We start from the raw sequence: 16,081 nt of genomic DNA, 5'->3' as shown, positions 1-16,081 counted from the left end.
TAGTGGAGGAAGGAGGTGGCTTAGAAAATTAGTAGATATATTGTATAGAAAAGGTTTTATTTTGAATTTTGTTTTAAAAATAAATTAATAATTTATTTTCTTTTTATTATCCATCCGATGGCTATTCCGACTATGAGTAGTACTACTGCTAGTATTGTTGTTGTTGTCCAATCTGTTACTATTACTGTTGTTGGCGATACTGATACCGTTGTTGACAATACTGTAGATATTGTTGTAGCTGTTTTTGTTGATAGTATTGTTGCTGTAATTGTTGTTGGTACTGTTAATGTTGATGTTGTTGTCACTTCTTTGGTAGTGGTAGTAGTTACTAGAGCTGTGGATACACTAGTGGTAGTTGTTGTCTGGGCTTGTGTAATTGTTTTTGTTGTTGTAGTTGTAATTGTCTTTTCTACAGCTTTTGTTCCAACAAGGAATGAGATTTCGTATAGTCTCCATTTAAATACTCCCTTTCCTTGAGTATTAGAAGCCCACTCAATTGTAAAGTCTATCATTTGGAACGTATTATTTAAGACCATTCCTCTGCTCCAAACTTTTGGTGCTAGAGATTCTAGAATATTTGCAGCAAGAGCTATATAGTCTTGTATTGGTATGCCAACTCTGCCATTTCTTATATTTACAGGAGCTGTAAGCTCGAATACCACAGTTGTATGAGTATTTGACGATCTATCAAGATTTCCAGTAAACACCTTGAAGTCTCCATATACAAGTGTGTTGTTTATTATGAGTGGTGCTGTTACATTAGCCTGGGGAGTTCCTGTTAAGGGCCAGCCTGGATGTCTATAGACCCTAACAATGACCAAAACATCTCCAGCTTGGGTGCCACTGCTACGAAGAGCCTTTACTGTCCACAAGTATAGTGATGCTGTTAGCGGAAGTGTAGACTCTTTCTCATATATGGTGTAATTTGCAAAGAATATTACATATGGAAGCGCGGTTACCTTCTTGGGTATGTTGTATAGGGGATGAGCAGGTGGTAAACCACCCCATATACCTTGACCATACCTAATACCAGGACCACCCTGTACAGTTACTTGATTTGGAAGATTTGTGAAGTTTCCAAACACCTCTACATATGGACCCGTGAAATTCATTGTCATAGTACCTTGAGCACCGGATGCAAGATTCCATAGATTTGCCATGAATTGAACGTTATCAAAGTCTACGCTAGTCCACCGTGCATCAGGTCCAGCTGTTCTCACACCCTTGAATGGTGTTGGAGGTGGAAATAGTGTGGCGACACCTGCTTGAGCATATGTGCTGGCTGCCCACATAGATAGCAGGATTAGTTGTGTTATAGCAACTAACATTATGATAACAGACTTGGTTTTTATCATATAGTCTAACCACCCTAAGTTAAAATCATAGTTATGTGGAAGTATATAAATCTTTATTATCTTAATATATCGAAGAATAAGAAGTAATTTTTGTAAATTTCTAAAAGTTTATGTTTCTCTTAGCCTAGGATTAAACACATTTTCCAATCCTATTGCTATAAGTGTTAGAGAAGTTGTTAACGCCACTATTGTTATACCAGGTGGTAAAAATAGCCACCAAGAGCCTGTAACATATGCTATAAAATAGCTTGCCCAGTAAAGCATCATACCAAGCGAGATATACTTTGCCATTTCTGTTGATAGTAGCAATGCTAAGGCAGCCTCACCTGCTATACCACCAGCCATGAATGCTGCAAATGCCCCCACTATATATGGTCCTATATTTGGTAAAAGATCCTCAAAAACTATTCTCATATCTCCAAAACCAGCCATTCTAGATAGATAAATAAATTCCCTTTCCCTTAAGCTCATAAACTGTGCTCTAATAGCTCTTGCAAACCAGGGCCAGCTAAACAAGCCTATTAATGTTGCTATTACATGGGGTCCTCGCTGCTCTGGCGGTAGGTAAGACGCTATAAGAACGGCTACCAACCAATTCGGAATGGCCAAAAATATATTTGTAAATGACATGAGGATTTCATCTATTATACCACCTTTTATTCCAGCAACAGAGCCTATTACTAGCCCTGTTGGCGTTGCTATTAGAGCTGCTAAAAGCCCTACAAAGAGAGATGTTCTTATGCCATATAAAAATTGTGCAAATACGTCTCTTCCAAATCCATCTGTGCCTAGAGGATATTCTAGAGATGGTGGCATGTTTCTAGGCCCTCTTTTGAATGGGTCTCTAGTATAAACCAAGGGTCCTACAAGACCAAGTAACACTATTATTGTAAACACCGTAATCCCTATTACAAATCTCTTATTTGTTAAAACAGCGTATGCTATTACTGGGATTTTCATTGCATTATACCCCTCCACCCAGTCTAATTCTAGGGTCTATTAAAGCATAGATGAAGTCTACTATGAAATTCGCTAGAAACACTGTTGCTATAACTATTAAGAATATTCCTTGGATTAATGGATAGTCGAGCGATCCTATAGCTCTTGATAGGAAGTATCCCAGCCCTGGGTAGTTAAATACTGTCTCTACTATTAGTATTCCGGTTATTGAAAAGCCAAGACTTAGTGCAAGCCCTGTTACTTGAGGTAATAACGAATTTCTGTAAGCATATCTAAATACAATCTTATCCTTAACCCCGAGCGAATCCACATAAGCTATATAATCTGAGCCCAGCTCGCCCGCCGTTAAAATTCTCATAGAGCTCATCCAACCCGCTGACTCCACAATGAATATTGATAAAAATGGTAACGTATAATGCCATAGATAGTCGGTAATAAACTGAATAGATAGTGAAGGTCTCATCCCAGCAGAGAACATTCCTCCTGTCGGGAATAAACGCAACTGAAATGCAAAAGCAAATAACAACAACATGGCCAGCCAGTAATATGGAATTCTTGATACAACGAGTGAATAGCCAACAACAATCTTCTCTAACAGCCCACCCCTCTTATACCCCACATATGCACCCACAATATTTCCTACAAACCATGACACCAAAACAGCAGGAACTACAAGAGCCAAAGTCCAGGGTAAGGCCATAGCTATAACATCATTAACCTTCATCGGATACATATCTACAGATATACCAAAATCTCCCCTAAAAGCCCTACTCAAAAAAGTTACATACTGTATATACCAAGGCTTATCAAACTGAAATATATTAAGAAGCTCTTTATAGACTTGTGGAATCAACGTTGGATTTGCAATCCACTGCTGAATAATTTGCTGCATTTTAAGAGCCAATGGATTACCAGGAATTGACCTAGGCAATACAAAAACTATTGTTACTGCTATGAAATATGTAATAATAAGCACAGCAATCCTTCTAGCTAAATATATAACTAAAGATTTATCTATGCCTAGTCTAACCATCAAATCTCTCCTTGTTAAGATAAAGTAGTTTTGTAGTAACTAATAAATTTAACTATAATAAGTTTAACTATTGAGCTTATACATAAGCTTATGTATAAATGGTTAAATACAATCAATAAAAATAAGTATATGAATATGTTGCATGATATGGTAATCTAATAGAATTTTGTTTTAAAAATAAATTAATAATTTATTTTCTTTTTATTATCCATCCGATGGCTATTCCGACTATGAGTAGTACTACTGCTAGTATTGTTGTTGTTGTCCAATCTGTTACTATTACTGTTGTTGGCGATATTGATGTTGTGGCAGATATTATTGTTGATAGTGATGTTATTGTTGCTGTAATTGTTTTTGATATTGTTACTGTTGGTGTTGGTATTGGTGTGGCAACGGTCTGTGTTTGTGTTGGTTTTGGAGATGTTGCAGGAGGTGTTGTTGTGGCTGGGGATGTTGTTGGGGGAGTAGTGGTTGTCGCAGTTGTGACAGGAGATGTTGTTGTGGCAGATGGCTTACCTGATTTTACAACAAAGTTTTCCCCTGAATATATCGATTTTCTGAGATATTCGTTGTACATGCTCATAGATATTATGGCTCCTCCTTCATTATATGGCTTTAGCCACCATGGTTTTTCTATTGGTTGTCCGGCTGGCGTTATGAAGAATAGTAATGGGAGTGATCCCCACCATGATGGGATCCACCATGGTCTCCCTGCGTTTGGCCACCCATCCCAGTATTTAGTGTTGTATACCCAGAACATTGGAGTGTAATATAATGGTATTGATGGTAGATCTTCGAATAATATCTCCTGAATTGCATATGCTAACTCTTTTTCTCTCTCTGGATCTATAAGTGATCTCATCATCTCTTCAAATAGAGCATTGAGTCTATCATTTGAGTATCCAATCCACTTTGCCATATTGCCCCATGAGGCGTATAGTGCATTTCCATAGGAGTTTCTGACGTGTCCTACCTCATATGCACCTGCGCTCCAACACAATGTCGCATCGAATTGTCCATTTTGGAAGTTCTGCCACCATACTCTATAGTCAACAGCTTGAACAGTAACCTGAATGCCGATGTCCTTTAGAGCATCTGCTATTAGAGAAGCTATATTGTTTTGCAAAGCATCGCCTGCAACCGTTAATATTGTGAACTTCATTTTTGTTCCATCTGGGAGCTCTAAAATACCATCTTTATCTATATCTTTTGCACCCACCTTCTCAAGCAACTGTTTTGCTTTTGTAATGTTTTGTCGTAGCAAACAGTCTGGGTTACCCCAATACTTCATACAAGCATCATGATTAACATAATCCTTGTAAACACCTTCAGCTACGAAACCTACAACAGGTGCTTGTTCAACCAATCCAAGTAAGCCATATTCGGTAATATCTTTCCATGGTATAGCCCATGCAATAGCTTTTCTTACTTCAACCTTGCTGAATACACGGTTGTTCAGGTTTAGATACAACCAGTAGATGGATGATGGTATGAAATATGGCTTGGTTTCAGACCATGTCTTTATACCATACTTAGCTTTAAGCTCTTCGACATTTGGTACAAACAAGCCTCCAAGTATTGTGAAACCATCAACATCACCATTAACTAGTGCTGATATGGCTAGGTTCACATCTTTGAAGTAGACAAACTGGAGGTACTTGAATTTTGGAAGACCGAAAATGTCCTTACCCCACCAATTGTCTATCCTCTCATATATAACCGTTGTGGCATCCGCGTAATAGAGTTTGAATGGGCCTGCCACAACCTGTTTTGCAGGATCGTCATTTCTCCAATTGACCCTCATACCCTCGCCCATCTGATCAACAATAGGTCTGAATACATGCACTGGCACCGGCCTCACAAATAGAACACATCCTATGGGCCCTCCAAGCCAGTCAAGGCTGATCTCTTCTCTTGGTGGGGGTTCTTGACCTGGTGACCTAGCTATATAGTATTTTAGTGTTTTATCATCGATTATCTCGTAATTATATATACACCAATCACCCCATAGACCGGCACCTATCTGCCTACTCAATCTGTATCCTTCTATTAAATCATTACTTGTTATAGGGGTTCCATCACTCCATTTAGCCTCGTCTCTTATATGAATAGTTATGGTAATGTCACTTCCATTAAATTCTATTCTATCTATGAGAAAGAGAAGCCAGTCTTGTGTTAAGGTATTTTGAAGAGCTGATGGTGGGTATAGGAGGTGCCATGTGCCCCACTCCATACCTCCAGTTCCTCCAGGTGCAAAGGGATTCCAGTTTAATGTTGGTGCCCCGATACCCCCTTCAATAAATGTTTCGCTTCGTCTCAATTGCTGGGCATATGCTGTTTGAGCTATTATCATATAGAATGTGCTTAAAATCATCAGGATAACAAATGCATATACTACCTTTGGTTTTATATCCAAGTTGTTTCACCTAACCTCCTAACAATGATAGTAAAGATTCGGCCGTTAAAAATTTATCTTTTCGTTAAAACTGTAAATGTAGTTTTATTTCTTCTTAGCCTAATTCTTGTAAGATTGTATTAAGGTTACTAATTATAGCGTTTTTCAATTCGGTTCTCAAATTGTCTTCCTTTACTATACCATTGCGTATAGCATTACTGATTTGGCGAGCTTCGTCTAATGAGAATGCTTTTATTTCCCCTGTTGCTGGGTCTTTAAATTTTGGTGGTTGCCCTATCATCCAAATATACTGGTAATATTCTTCAGTACTTATTTGATTTGATGTATATTTTTCAATTAAACGAGTTACAATATCTTTGAGAATATTTCTAACATCTCTATCAGATACTAGTATGTCTGCATAAAGTGTTATAGCTGGAGAGGCCTCTCCTAATGCAAACTCTAAGTCTATTGGGGGTGTAAAGAGGTTTTGTACAGCTTTTTCCTTGTATATAATTCTAGGATTTGTATTATTGAAGCCTAGAACAGGCATGTTGAAGCTCCAACCAGTTCTATTAAGAAGCATCTTATCTTGCATATCTGTTAAAACCCATTTGATTAGTCTATACATGCCATCTAAACCATCTTTACTGACATTAGCTGCTATGGCTATTGGTGTGAACCAGAAGCCTGTTTCATTCTTAGGAAATTCTATACTGAGTTTATCTGGAAACATAGAGTAGGCTGTATATGCTGTGCTAAACTCTAAAGTTGTTAGTAAAGCTCTTCCAAAGGACACAGAGTCGCTTGCAGCTTTACTACTTGTCTCAAACCTTGATGCTGCACCCATTACAACAGCTATTATAGCCCAGCCCTTCTCCCAGCCATATCTAGCAAGAATAGTGTTTACACTATTTACCATGGGAGCCCTATTGGGGACAGGATAGACTGCCATAAGATAACCTCCACGGGTGATTACAGAAAGATATTCCGGTTTTAGCAAATCAGACCATGTGCTAGGTACCCCAATTCCCATTTTATTAGCATAATCTAAATTAACAAGCCATGTATAAGGAACAAAATACATCGCCACCCAACACAGCTTACCATCCTTTGTATAACCTTTGAATACATCAGGAACATTTTTAGCAAGCTTAATTATCTCAGGGTTTTCTATTGGGTGCAAGGCACCTTCATAACACAAGGTGGTTATATTATACCTGTTTTGCCCTACAAAACCATCAATACTCCCATTAAAACCTGCCTTTTTCCATATCTTAGGATCTTCAACATATATAAAGGTTATATTTGTTATATTCAACACCATGGCAGCAGAAGGTAATACTACACCTGCTCTAGGCATACCGCTTTCGGCAAAGAAATATCTCTTGAAATCATCAATGGTCCACTGACTCCATGTGGTCATAATTTTTAGAGCAACAGGTTTAAGTGCAGAGGTTTGTGCCTGCTCTACCTTTCCGGGCTTCAGCCAATAATTATATAGTAATGGCGTAACTATTACTGCTAATATAATAACTATTGCTATAACTAAAATAGTTCTCTTCTTCACAATATTTCACCTAAACAAAAACCACATAACACAGTTTAAATATTTTTATATCAGGTTACAATATAATTAACAATAACTAGTGTCTAGCCAAATTAGTCAAATTTTAACTACCTTACCTCTTCAACATTCCCAAGTATAATTTCATGTGCATCTAAAAGGCTTTCCTTTTAATGACATAACTTCTTGAGATGCCAGATTGAATTAACATAAAGTCAGCTATTTTAAATAAATTGAATAATAATAGGCAATGCGGTGGCCGGGATTTGAATGGGATCTCCGGCTCTGGAGTGTTCATAGACTTGTGTTTCAGTGGTTAATATCAAATTGAATCATTTTGTTGGAGGGTGCTATATTTTCTGAAAAATGCTTGTGTCTAGTGGAATATGTGGGGTCGGAAAAGGTTTTGTTTTGTTCTCTATTTTCTCTTGAGCAAGGCGATTAAGAGGCTCACAGCTATTAGCGCTAGAATGCCACTTGCTGTGATACATGGGGTGTAGCTGTATGCTGTGGGGTATGTAGTGTAAACAAGCTTCTCCGTGGTCGTGAAGGTGTTTGTGTAGGGGCTTGCCACTATAGAGGTGGTTGGCAGTGTTGTGGTCGGCACCCAAGTGGATGACTCGGTAACCGTTGCTGTCTCAGCGGCGGCCACAGTAGTAGTGTATACAGATGGTGTCTGCGATATTTCTACGGTCTCTGTATGCTCTATCTTCTCAACAGGTTTAAGTTCACCAGGTAGAGGTATGGCTGGTGGCGGAGGCTGTGCAACCAGTATTACGATATCTTGGTAAGGTAGATACTTCCTTATTAATGGGTCTAGAGCCTTTACGGAGTTGATAGCATCCTCTACTACTTCATTGAGGCTTCTATTAGTTGCAATAGCTAACTTCTTAATACATGAAATGTCAAACCATATATCGACTCCATAGAGCGATTCTCCCACTCTAACGAAGCAAGAGATCTTTTTCAGATTCTCATAGAGATCTCGGGCGTCAAAGTATGAGGGTACTCCGATACCCATAGTCTCGATAACAACAACCTTATGATTCTTAGCAATATCTGAGAGCTTCTTGGCTATCTTCTCAATATCTAGACCGTTCTCTGCTACAACATCAATTCTAATCACTTTTCCTTCGAGGAACGAGACCAGCGCTTCGCGAGCTCTCGACGCATTGAGTGCCTGCATGATCGCATTCATAATCTCATCGTCTGACGCATCTGAAGCATTCAAAGTGTTAATAGTCTTTGCAGTTCTATAACCATCATCAGCCATGGTTATGTGTAGTCTTGAATAGAGTGTTCTAGAGCCTATGAATTTACCAATTATTTCCTTAACAAGTTCTGACGAGAACGTTACCGCATCTATGTTTGGTAACACTAAGAGCCAATAACCATTATCTAAATATGTGAGCGCAGATCTATTTATAGCAGCTACCACGAGGTTACCATAGTTACGTATAGTATATATTTGTACTATTTGTATATTATCATCAGTCGACGCCATGGGAATGCTAGACACCATGACTAACGTAAGCACTATTGTTATTAACGTTCCAGCCCTCATCATAGTCAACGCCCAGTTATAACGTTACATATTGTAGCTCCGAATACATTGCGTATGGCCCGAGCAAAGACAAAAATAGTTCTTGGACATAAATATGCAAGTTCACCATTAACTATCGCGTGCCTGCAGCTTTCACCTCTTGATAAATGACCTAGGATATATGTAGCAACTAGATCTACCACCAGGTTTTACATGATAGTACAACGGTGAGCCACTATCACCACTAGTAGCCGTAATATTAGTTATTATAGCATCGAGTAGATTGTTGTAGGGATTTCTCTTATCTATGACATATCCGCACATAGTTCCAGTAGTTCTACCAGTCTTACACACATAGTCTCCCACTCTTACACTATCCCAATCTTTATATCCGTAAATAGCTAACACCTCAGATGTACACTTTTGCCTAGAAGGTAATAGTACTCACGTAGAGTGACACAACTGTCACGTAGTTTATGACATATAGGTATTGACTGTTTCAGGTGGGAAGACCGTAGTCTATGTTCATCGATGTGCTATTCAAGACTTTAAAGTTTCCATAACTCTATTCTATCTCAATAACTTTTTCTACGTGTCCAAAACCGTGAAAGACGTGGCTACCGCTATTAGAGTAGAGCGCATCTTAAACAAGTATTTAGCTGCATTTGAGAACGAGTAAGGAGCTACTATATGCTACTACAAGTATAAAAGAGTTCAAGAACTCGAGGTATCTATAGCTACGATAGTATACGAGTTTTCTCCTGTTATGTTTATTATCCATGCTCCCAGTTCACCCTTGTATTTAAGGGTATAAATGCTTCATCAATATCACCAGATATGAGGTAGTATTTATTGGGTCCCACAAGGTAATCAGACCTTGTATAATTTGGTTGGTATACCGAGATCCACACCGGATTTCCGCTAGGCCAGAGATAACTAATACAATGACCCACTGTCACAAAACCATAGCTAGTGTCGTGGCGTACAAAGTATCCGAGAGTGCAGATCACAGATTAAGTTCCATTAGTTATCTGTATTTGTAACCCCCCTCTTAAGGGTCTCATATATTCTCTTGTTGGATAAACTGGAAAGTGATATGACTGCTGGGTAAAGACTATTAACACAGACGATAGAAATATCAACACTAGGGGTATTAGTTGTGCAGAGAACCCTTAGATATCCCAAGAACCTCAACAGTCTTGTTATGGCCAAACCTGTTCTTAACCCTCTCAAGAATGGTTCTACGAACATCATTACCTAAAGCAGAAACATTGATTTTCTCAAACCATCTACCATGAAGCGATAGAGATATTGGTAGTTCACTCAATAGTTCACACCACACAAGTTAAGTGTGAACCCAAGCAGACTAATAAATTCTTTTATGGTGGGAGAGTCAATTCTTTGGTGCGGCGGCCGGGATTTGAACCCGGGATCTCCGGCTTGGCAGGCCGGCGTCCTAGACCAGGCTAGACGACCGCCGCTCTATAGTAAACAATTTTTGTGGTTGTGGTTAAAAGCTGTTTTGGTTTATATCCAATCTTTTCTTACTACTGTTTTTGGTGGAACATCTCTGTATACTGTTACCCCTGGGTATATTATTGAATAAGATCCTATTTTCACGCCTGGCATTATAGATACATTTATACCTGTTTTTACATGTCCTCCTATTACTGCTCCTAGCTTTCTCCTTTCACTATCTATTGCTGTACCTTCTATAATCATTTTCACTGTTTTTTCATCAAATCTTAAATTAGCTAGTTTTGTTCCTGCTCCTAAATTGACGTTTTCAGCTATTATGCTATCCCCAATGTATGTTAGATGCGCTGCATGTGTTCCCTCCATCACTATACTTTCTTTGACCTCTGTCGAGAATCCTATGTGTGATTTGTTGAGTATTGTTGTATATGGTCTTATATATGCGTTTGGTCCTATTGTTGCTTCATCTCCTATGTAAGCTGGGCCCTCTATGTATGTACAACCCTTTATTGTTGCGCCCTCTCCTATGTATACATACCCCTTTATTGTTGAGTGAGCAGATACGTCGCCGAGAACCTTTTTTTCTGATAGCTTTTCAAGAGCTAGCCTGTTGGCTTTTAGCAAATCCCATGGATATCCAATATCCTGCCAATCACTAGAGTCTATCATGATGTATTTGAACTCCTCACCTCTATCCCTAGCAATGGATACAATATCTGTTAGCTCATATTCGCCCCTAGGAGAAGTCTTCAAGTCGTTGACAAGTTCAAGGATATTCGATCTAACAAAGTATATACCAGCGTTGGCAAGACCCTCACCACCCTCAGCAGGCTTCTCAGCTATTCCAAGAACTTTATCACCTTCAACAACAAGTTTTCCATATTTAGAAATGTTGGATACTCTCACACCAACTAAGGTATTCACTTTCTTCTCTATAGATAATTTCATAGAATTAGATACACTGACAGGGTTTATATATAGATCTCCATAGATGATGACAGCATCATCCAAAACCTTGTCAGCAACCTTTTTAACGGCATGCCCAGTGCCCAGCGTATTCTCCTGATCAACAAATTTAACATCAATTGAGAGTTCATTGGCAATGCTCTTAACACTCTTAACAACCAACTCCTTCATATACGAAACAACTACATAAACCTCTTTAATTCCTAGCCTAGCAAGCAAATCAAGAGGGTAGTATATTACAGGCTTGCCAGCAACAGGTATCAGAGCCTTGGGTCTAGTTTCCGTTAATGGCCTTAGTCTCCTACCTTCGCCAGCTGCTAAAACAATACCAATCAAAATACGCACCAAAATAAATTGGATGGTAAGTATCTAGTTTAGCTCTATAGAGATGTGCCATATGGAGCCTCTAGAACACCTGGCTTGGGAATTATAACCGCTTTCTTTAGCCCCTCTGGCGTTGGCACTGCTATTAGCTTTGACTTTGCAAACTCGACTTTTCTTAGAGGATATATCTTCTTTGCTTCGTTAAACAGCGTTTGATTATAGTCTCCGAAGACCATGCCAACAACGAACTCTCCAAATGTTTTCTCAGACGCTATCCTTGATGCGAGATCCATTAAAATCTTTCTTATTGCATGTCTCTGGCTAGTGCCACAGCGGTATGTTGTCCAAGCCATGACATTCAGTCTTAGAACGTAGCCGTCTTTTGTGGTGACATTGAGTATTGCCGATATCTTGCTACTCTTTCTCCTTGTCAAGCTCCTTAGATAGTCTCTTGCAAGTTCATGACCCTTGAACATTGTGTATGCATTCTCTCCCTCAATCTTCCATATCTGGAAAAGTATGTTCACGTGGACTTGTGTTATATCTCCAGTCAAATCATAGAGCGTGACAGATAATCTCCTGCCAAGCAACTTCCAAGACTCGTCAGCAGGTGTTGTAGCTATGGCTACTGATCCAAAATACTCTGGAGCTATGACTGTATACCACTTTTTGAGTCTCCATCTCTCTCTTCCAGTTAGTCTAAACTTTTGTGCTGTAGACAAAGAGCTGAACACCCTAGACTATACAACAACTAGTTCAATATCAAAACTTAAAAGCTTTACTTAAGCTTCGTCACAATAGCACTATTCACAGCAATCAAGATTAAAAACTGTGCATATTTACTCAGCAGTGGTGTAAATAATGATTAGAAAAGCCCTTACTATAGCTGGTAGCGATTCTGGTGGCGGAGCTGGTATCCAGGCCGATCTAAAGACATTTGCTTCTTTAGGAGTCCATGGAATGAGCGTTATAACCTCTATAACAGCTCAGAACACGTACGAGGTTAGAGCTGTTTTCGACTTGCCTCTACACATTATTGAGGCGCAGTTCAGAGCTGTTGTAGAGGATATTGGTGTTGATGCTGCAAAAACTGGCATGCTAAGCAATGCCGATATAGTCAAGCTCGTTTCATCACTTCTGAAGAGCTATGATATACCAACAGTTGTCGACCCCGTTATGATTGCCAAAAGTGGCGCTCCCTTGCTGAGAAGCGATGCTGTAGATGCTGTGATAAGGTATCTCATACCTGTGGCAACAGTTGTTACACCCAATAGATTTGAGGCTGAGAGGATAGTGGGTATGGAGATAAAATCTGTTGAAGATTCTAAGAAAGCTGCGAAATACATTGTTGAAGAGCTTGGAGCAAAAGCCGCTATAGTCAAAGGTGGTCACATAGATGGTGATAAATCTATAGACATTCTATACTACAACGGTAGATTCAAGGAGTTTGAGGCTGACAGAATAAACACGAAGGCTACCCATGGAACTGGATGTAGCTTTTCAGCTGCTATAGCAGCAGAACTAGCAAAGGGAAAAACAATTGAGGACGCTGTAAAGACTGCTAAGGAGTTCATAACCACAGCTATAAGATATGGTTTAAATATTGGGAGAGGGCATGGACCTGTAAACCCTGTTGCATGGGTCATGATACCAGCTGAGAAATATAGAGTTGTAGAGAATGTTGTTAGAGCCGTAGATATTTTAGAGGAGAATGGCGAGCTGGTGGCCCCTCTTGTACCAGAGGTTGGGATGAATATCGTAATGGCTATCCCAAAGCCATATGCACAAAGTATAGATGATGTTGCTGGTATTATGGGCAGAATAGTGAGATTTGGAAAGAAGATAAAAGTTGCTGGAAACATAGCTTTTGGGGCTTCGAGGCATGTGGCAAAAGCTGTTTTAAAGGCTATGGAATTCGATGAGAGGATCAGAGCCGCGGCAAATATAAGATTCGATGAAAGGATTCTGGAGATAGCTAAGCTACTTGGATTCACAACATCATTTTACGACAGGTCTCAAGAGCCTCCAGAGATAAAGAATTTGGAGGGGGCCACAATACCATGGGGCATTGAGCAAGCTATTAAAAGAGTGGGGTTTGTGCCTGACATAGTTTATCACAGAGGTGATTGGGGGAAGGAGCCGATGATAAACATTTTCGGCTTTACAGCTACAGATGTAGCGGAGAAGATAATTAGAATTGCAAAGCTATATAGCAAGAAATAAACTTTATATTTTCTGCAACAGTATAGCTATCGGGGTTAGAATTGCTTGAGGTCTTTAAGGAGGAGCTATTTGAAGATTTCATAATTGTTGAGTATAGGCATATAGAGATTGAAAAACCCAGTTTCGCATTGATATCACTTCCTGATACCGGTCTTGTAAGTGTTATAGGTGCTTGGCACATAATAAAAACCCTTCAACTACCCGAGGTCGGAGGCATTGACTCCTATATTCATCTTCCTCCAGTTGCTGTGATAAGCAATAAAACCCTTAGAACGCCTATCAGGGTTTTTGCAGGCAATAACCTATTCATTATTTATAGTGAGTTTATGCCCTCTCAACCAGGCATGATTAAACTATCAAAGCTTTTGACAAATTATCTAGAAAGAAAAGGTATAGACTACATATTCCTAGCTACGGGAATGCCTATACAAAACAGGTTCGAGGTAGAGAAACTGAGAACATTCTACCTAGCCTCATCGCAAAAAGCTCTTGAACTCGTTAAAAACCTTGATTTGATACCATTTGAAAACGGCTTCTTCGCAGGCCCATACGCAATACTACTGAAAGAGTTTGTCAGAGCAAAGCTGAACACAATCTTGCTCTTGACAGAATCCTTTCTCGAGTTCCCAGATCCAGAGGCTTCAGCAAAAAATGTTGACATAATATCGAGGGTAATAGGAAAGACCATAGATGTCAAAGAACTTCTTGACGAAGCCGAGGCTATTAGAATCAGGGCTAGAGATGCCATGAAAAATGTTGTTAGGGGGTTGGCCCAGATGAGGAAAGATCTTGAGTATACTCCACCACTATACACATAATTAGGTGTAGATATGATCGACGAAGAATTTGATAGGTTGTTCAAGAGAATTAGAGAAATCGAGAAAAGTGTTAGAGATTTGATAGAAAGTGAATTCAGGAGAATCCTAGACGATTTCAGAGAGGATGTGACCCACTTTAAGGAAATGATGTCTCCGATGTGGCATCACGAGGGGTATCTGAGACCTCTGTACACAGTCTATGATAGGGGAAGCTACTATGAGATTTTGATAGATTTGCCAAAATCTGATGAGGGATCAATAGATGTGAGATTTCGTGACAACACCATATACATTAAGGCTAGACTTAAGGAAGAGATTAGATTTAATCATTGGAGTGGTAAAGGAGGAGAGACAAGGTTTCACGAGTACAGGGAAATTATTGAGCTGCCCACGAAAATAGATCCCGATAAGATTAAGGTATCAAAGAAGCATGGCCTAGTCAGAATTGTGATATACAAATAATAAACATTACGCGAAGGCTATGAAAATGAGGGTTGTGCTAGCTGTTCATGGTGGTGCTGGTAGTTGGAGGGTTGACATGGCCACATTAGAAATGGTAAGGAGGGTGATTAAACAGGCTTTGGAAGAGGGGTTCAAGGCATACCACAGCGGATCAAGTTTAGACATGGTGGTATCTGCAGTCGAGGTTTTGGAGAGCTCAGGAGTATTCAACGCTGGTGTTGGGAGTGTTGTTGACTTAAGTGGCTCTGTTTCTATGGATGCTGGTGTAATGTATCGTGGGAAGGCTGGGGCAGTGGCATATGTTAAATATCCCAGGAACCCCATAAAATTAGCTAGATTTGTTCTCGAGAAAACAGATCACGTAATTATCGTTGGTGATGCTGCTGATAAAATAGCTAAAAAGATAGGCTTAGAGCCTCACCCAGGCCCTTCTGAAAAAGTGCTGAAGTTGTATAAAGACTATCTAAATAGGATTGTGAAGGGAGAAGCAAAGAGCGTTCCATATCCAAGAAGCCTGGCCACATGGCTTTCACTAGGAGACACCGTTGGAGCTGTGGCGCTAGATAAGAATGGGGATCTAGCTGCTGCTGTGAGTACTGGTGGGGTGTTTCTGAAGATGCCTGGAAGGGTTGGTGACTCTCCCATACCTGGAGCAGGCTTCTATGCAAATGAGTGTGGAGCTGCTGCAGCGACTGGTGTTGGTGAATACATTATGCTGACCAACGCGACTTTCAGAATTGTTGAGGATATATGCAGAGGCAAAGACGTGGAAGAGGCGGTAGCCAGCATATTGAAGGTTATAGATAGTGTTTATGGATCTGGTGTAGCAGGATTCATAGCATTGGATAGATTTGGTATGGTGGCTGGACTATACAACACACATGCAATGCCGTGGGGCTTCATAACTGAATCCGGGGAGCTACATATCCTCGGAATACAATAGTTGCGAGCAGGTGTCT

Annotated in this window: 14 protein-coding genes and 1 tRNA gene; 4 read left to right on the top strand and 11 right to left on the bottom strand. The window is 39.7% G+C overall.

The features are described from left to right. Positions 1-92: 92 nt before the first annotated feature. The 11 genes from QW284_02995 to QW284_02945 all read right to left on the bottom strand — a co-directional run bounded on the left by QW284_02995 (position 93) and on the right by QW284_02945 (position 12,341). Positions 93-1,355: a hypothetical protein gene (locus tag QW284_02995; GenBank protein MEM0338632.1), complete on the bottom strand. Its 1,263-nt coding sequence runs from the start codon at positions 1,353-1,355 to the stop codon at positions 93-95. A gap of 108 nt (positions 1,356-1,463) precedes the next feature. Next, positions 1,464-2,315: an ABC transporter permease gene (locus QW284_02990; protein ID MEM0338631.1), complete on the bottom strand. Its 852-nt coding sequence runs from the start codon at positions 2,313-2,315 to the stop codon at positions 1,464-1,466. Positions 2,316-2,319: 4 nt separating this feature from the next. Continuing rightward, positions 2,320-3,348: an ABC transporter permease gene (locus QW284_02985; protein ID MEM0338630.1), complete on the bottom strand. Its 1,029-nt coding sequence runs from the start codon at positions 3,346-3,348 to the stop codon at positions 2,320-2,322. 190 nt (positions 3,349-3,538) lie between these two features. Further along, positions 3,539-5,764 carry an ABC transporter substrate-binding protein gene (locus tag QW284_02980; GenBank protein MEM0338629.1) on the bottom strand — a complete coding sequence of 742 codons (2,226 nt, stop codon included), beginning with the start codon at positions 5,762-5,764 and terminating at the stop codon, positions 3,539-3,541. Between the two features lie 94 nt (positions 5,765-5,858). Beyond that, positions 5,859-7,313 carry an extracellular solute-binding protein gene (locus tag QW284_02975; protein MEM0338628.1) on the bottom strand — a complete coding sequence of 485 codons (1,455 nt, stop codon included), beginning with the start codon at positions 7,311-7,313 and terminating at the stop codon, positions 5,859-5,861. A 415-nt stretch (positions 7,314-7,728) separates the two neighbouring features. Further along, positions 7,729-8,877, bottom strand: a complete 1,149-nt coding sequence (locus QW284_02970) for a hypothetical protein (protein ID MEM0338627.1) — start codon at positions 8,875-8,877, stop codon at positions 7,729-7,731. 129 nt (positions 8,878-9,006) lie between these two features. Next, the gene (locus tag QW284_02965; GenBank protein ID MEM0338626.1) at positions 9,007-9,261 is read right to left on the bottom strand and encodes a hypothetical protein; all 255 of its coding nucleotides are present in this window, start codon (positions 9,259-9,261) and stop codon (positions 9,007-9,009) included. A gap of 745 nt (positions 9,262-10,006) precedes the next feature. Beyond that, positions 10,007-10,180, bottom strand: a complete 174-nt coding sequence (locus tag QW284_02960; protein MEM0338625.1) for a hypothetical protein — start codon at positions 10,178-10,180, stop codon at positions 10,007-10,009. A 75-nt stretch (positions 10,181-10,255) separates the two neighbouring features. Further along, positions 10,256-10,334 (bottom strand) — tRNA-Gly (locus QW284_02955). A gap of 46 nt (positions 10,335-10,380) precedes the next feature. Beyond that, positions 10,381-11,640, bottom strand: a complete 1,260-nt coding sequence (locus QW284_02950) for a sugar phosphate nucleotidyltransferase (GenBank protein ID MEM0338624.1) — start codon at positions 11,638-11,640, stop codon at positions 10,381-10,383. 35 nt (positions 11,641-11,675) lie between these two features. Further along, positions 11,676-12,341: a 30S ribosomal protein S3ae gene (locus tag QW284_02945; protein ID MEM0338623.1), complete on the bottom strand. Its 666-nt coding sequence runs from the start codon at positions 12,339-12,341 to the stop codon at positions 11,676-11,678. A gap of 139 nt (positions 12,342-12,480) precedes the next feature. Here QW284_02945 and QW284_02940 point away from each other — a divergent pair, with 139 nt between their 5' ends. From QW284_02940 to QW284_02925, 4 genes are read left to right on the top strand one after another with little or no spacing between them, the layout of a single operon-like run. Then, a complete protein-coding gene (locus QW284_02940) occupies positions 12,481-13,842 on the top strand; it encodes a bifunctional hydroxymethylpyrimidine kinase/phosphomethylpyrimidine kinase (protein ID MEM0338622.1) in 1,362 nt (453 codons plus the stop codon). A gap of 41 nt (positions 13,843-13,883) precedes the next feature. Next, entirely contained in the window at positions 13,884-14,660 is a 777-nt protein-coding gene (locus QW284_02935) for a PAC2 family protein (protein ID MEM0338621.1), read from the top strand. Positions 14,661-14,672: 12 nt separating this feature from the next. Next, the gene (locus QW284_02930; GenBank protein ID MEM0338620.1) at positions 14,673-15,122 is read left to right on the top strand and encodes an Hsp20/alpha crystallin family protein; all 450 of its coding nucleotides are present in this window, start codon (positions 14,673-14,675) and stop codon (positions 15,120-15,122) included. 25 nt (positions 15,123-15,147) lie between these two features. Beyond that, entirely contained in the window at positions 15,148-16,065 is a 918-nt protein-coding gene (locus QW284_02925) for an isoaspartyl peptidase/L-asparaginase (GenBank protein ID MEM0338619.1), read from the top strand. Positions 16,066-16,081 lie beyond the last annotated feature (16 nt).

The organism is Ignisphaera sp. (assembly GCA_038735125.1).
In the GTDB taxonomy this organism is placed as follows: domain Archaea; phylum Thermoproteota; class Thermoprotei_A; order Sulfolobales; family Ignisphaeraceae; genus Ignisphaera.
Note: the sequence above shows the minus strand (reverse complement) of the source record. Positions and strands in the feature narration are given on the sequence as shown.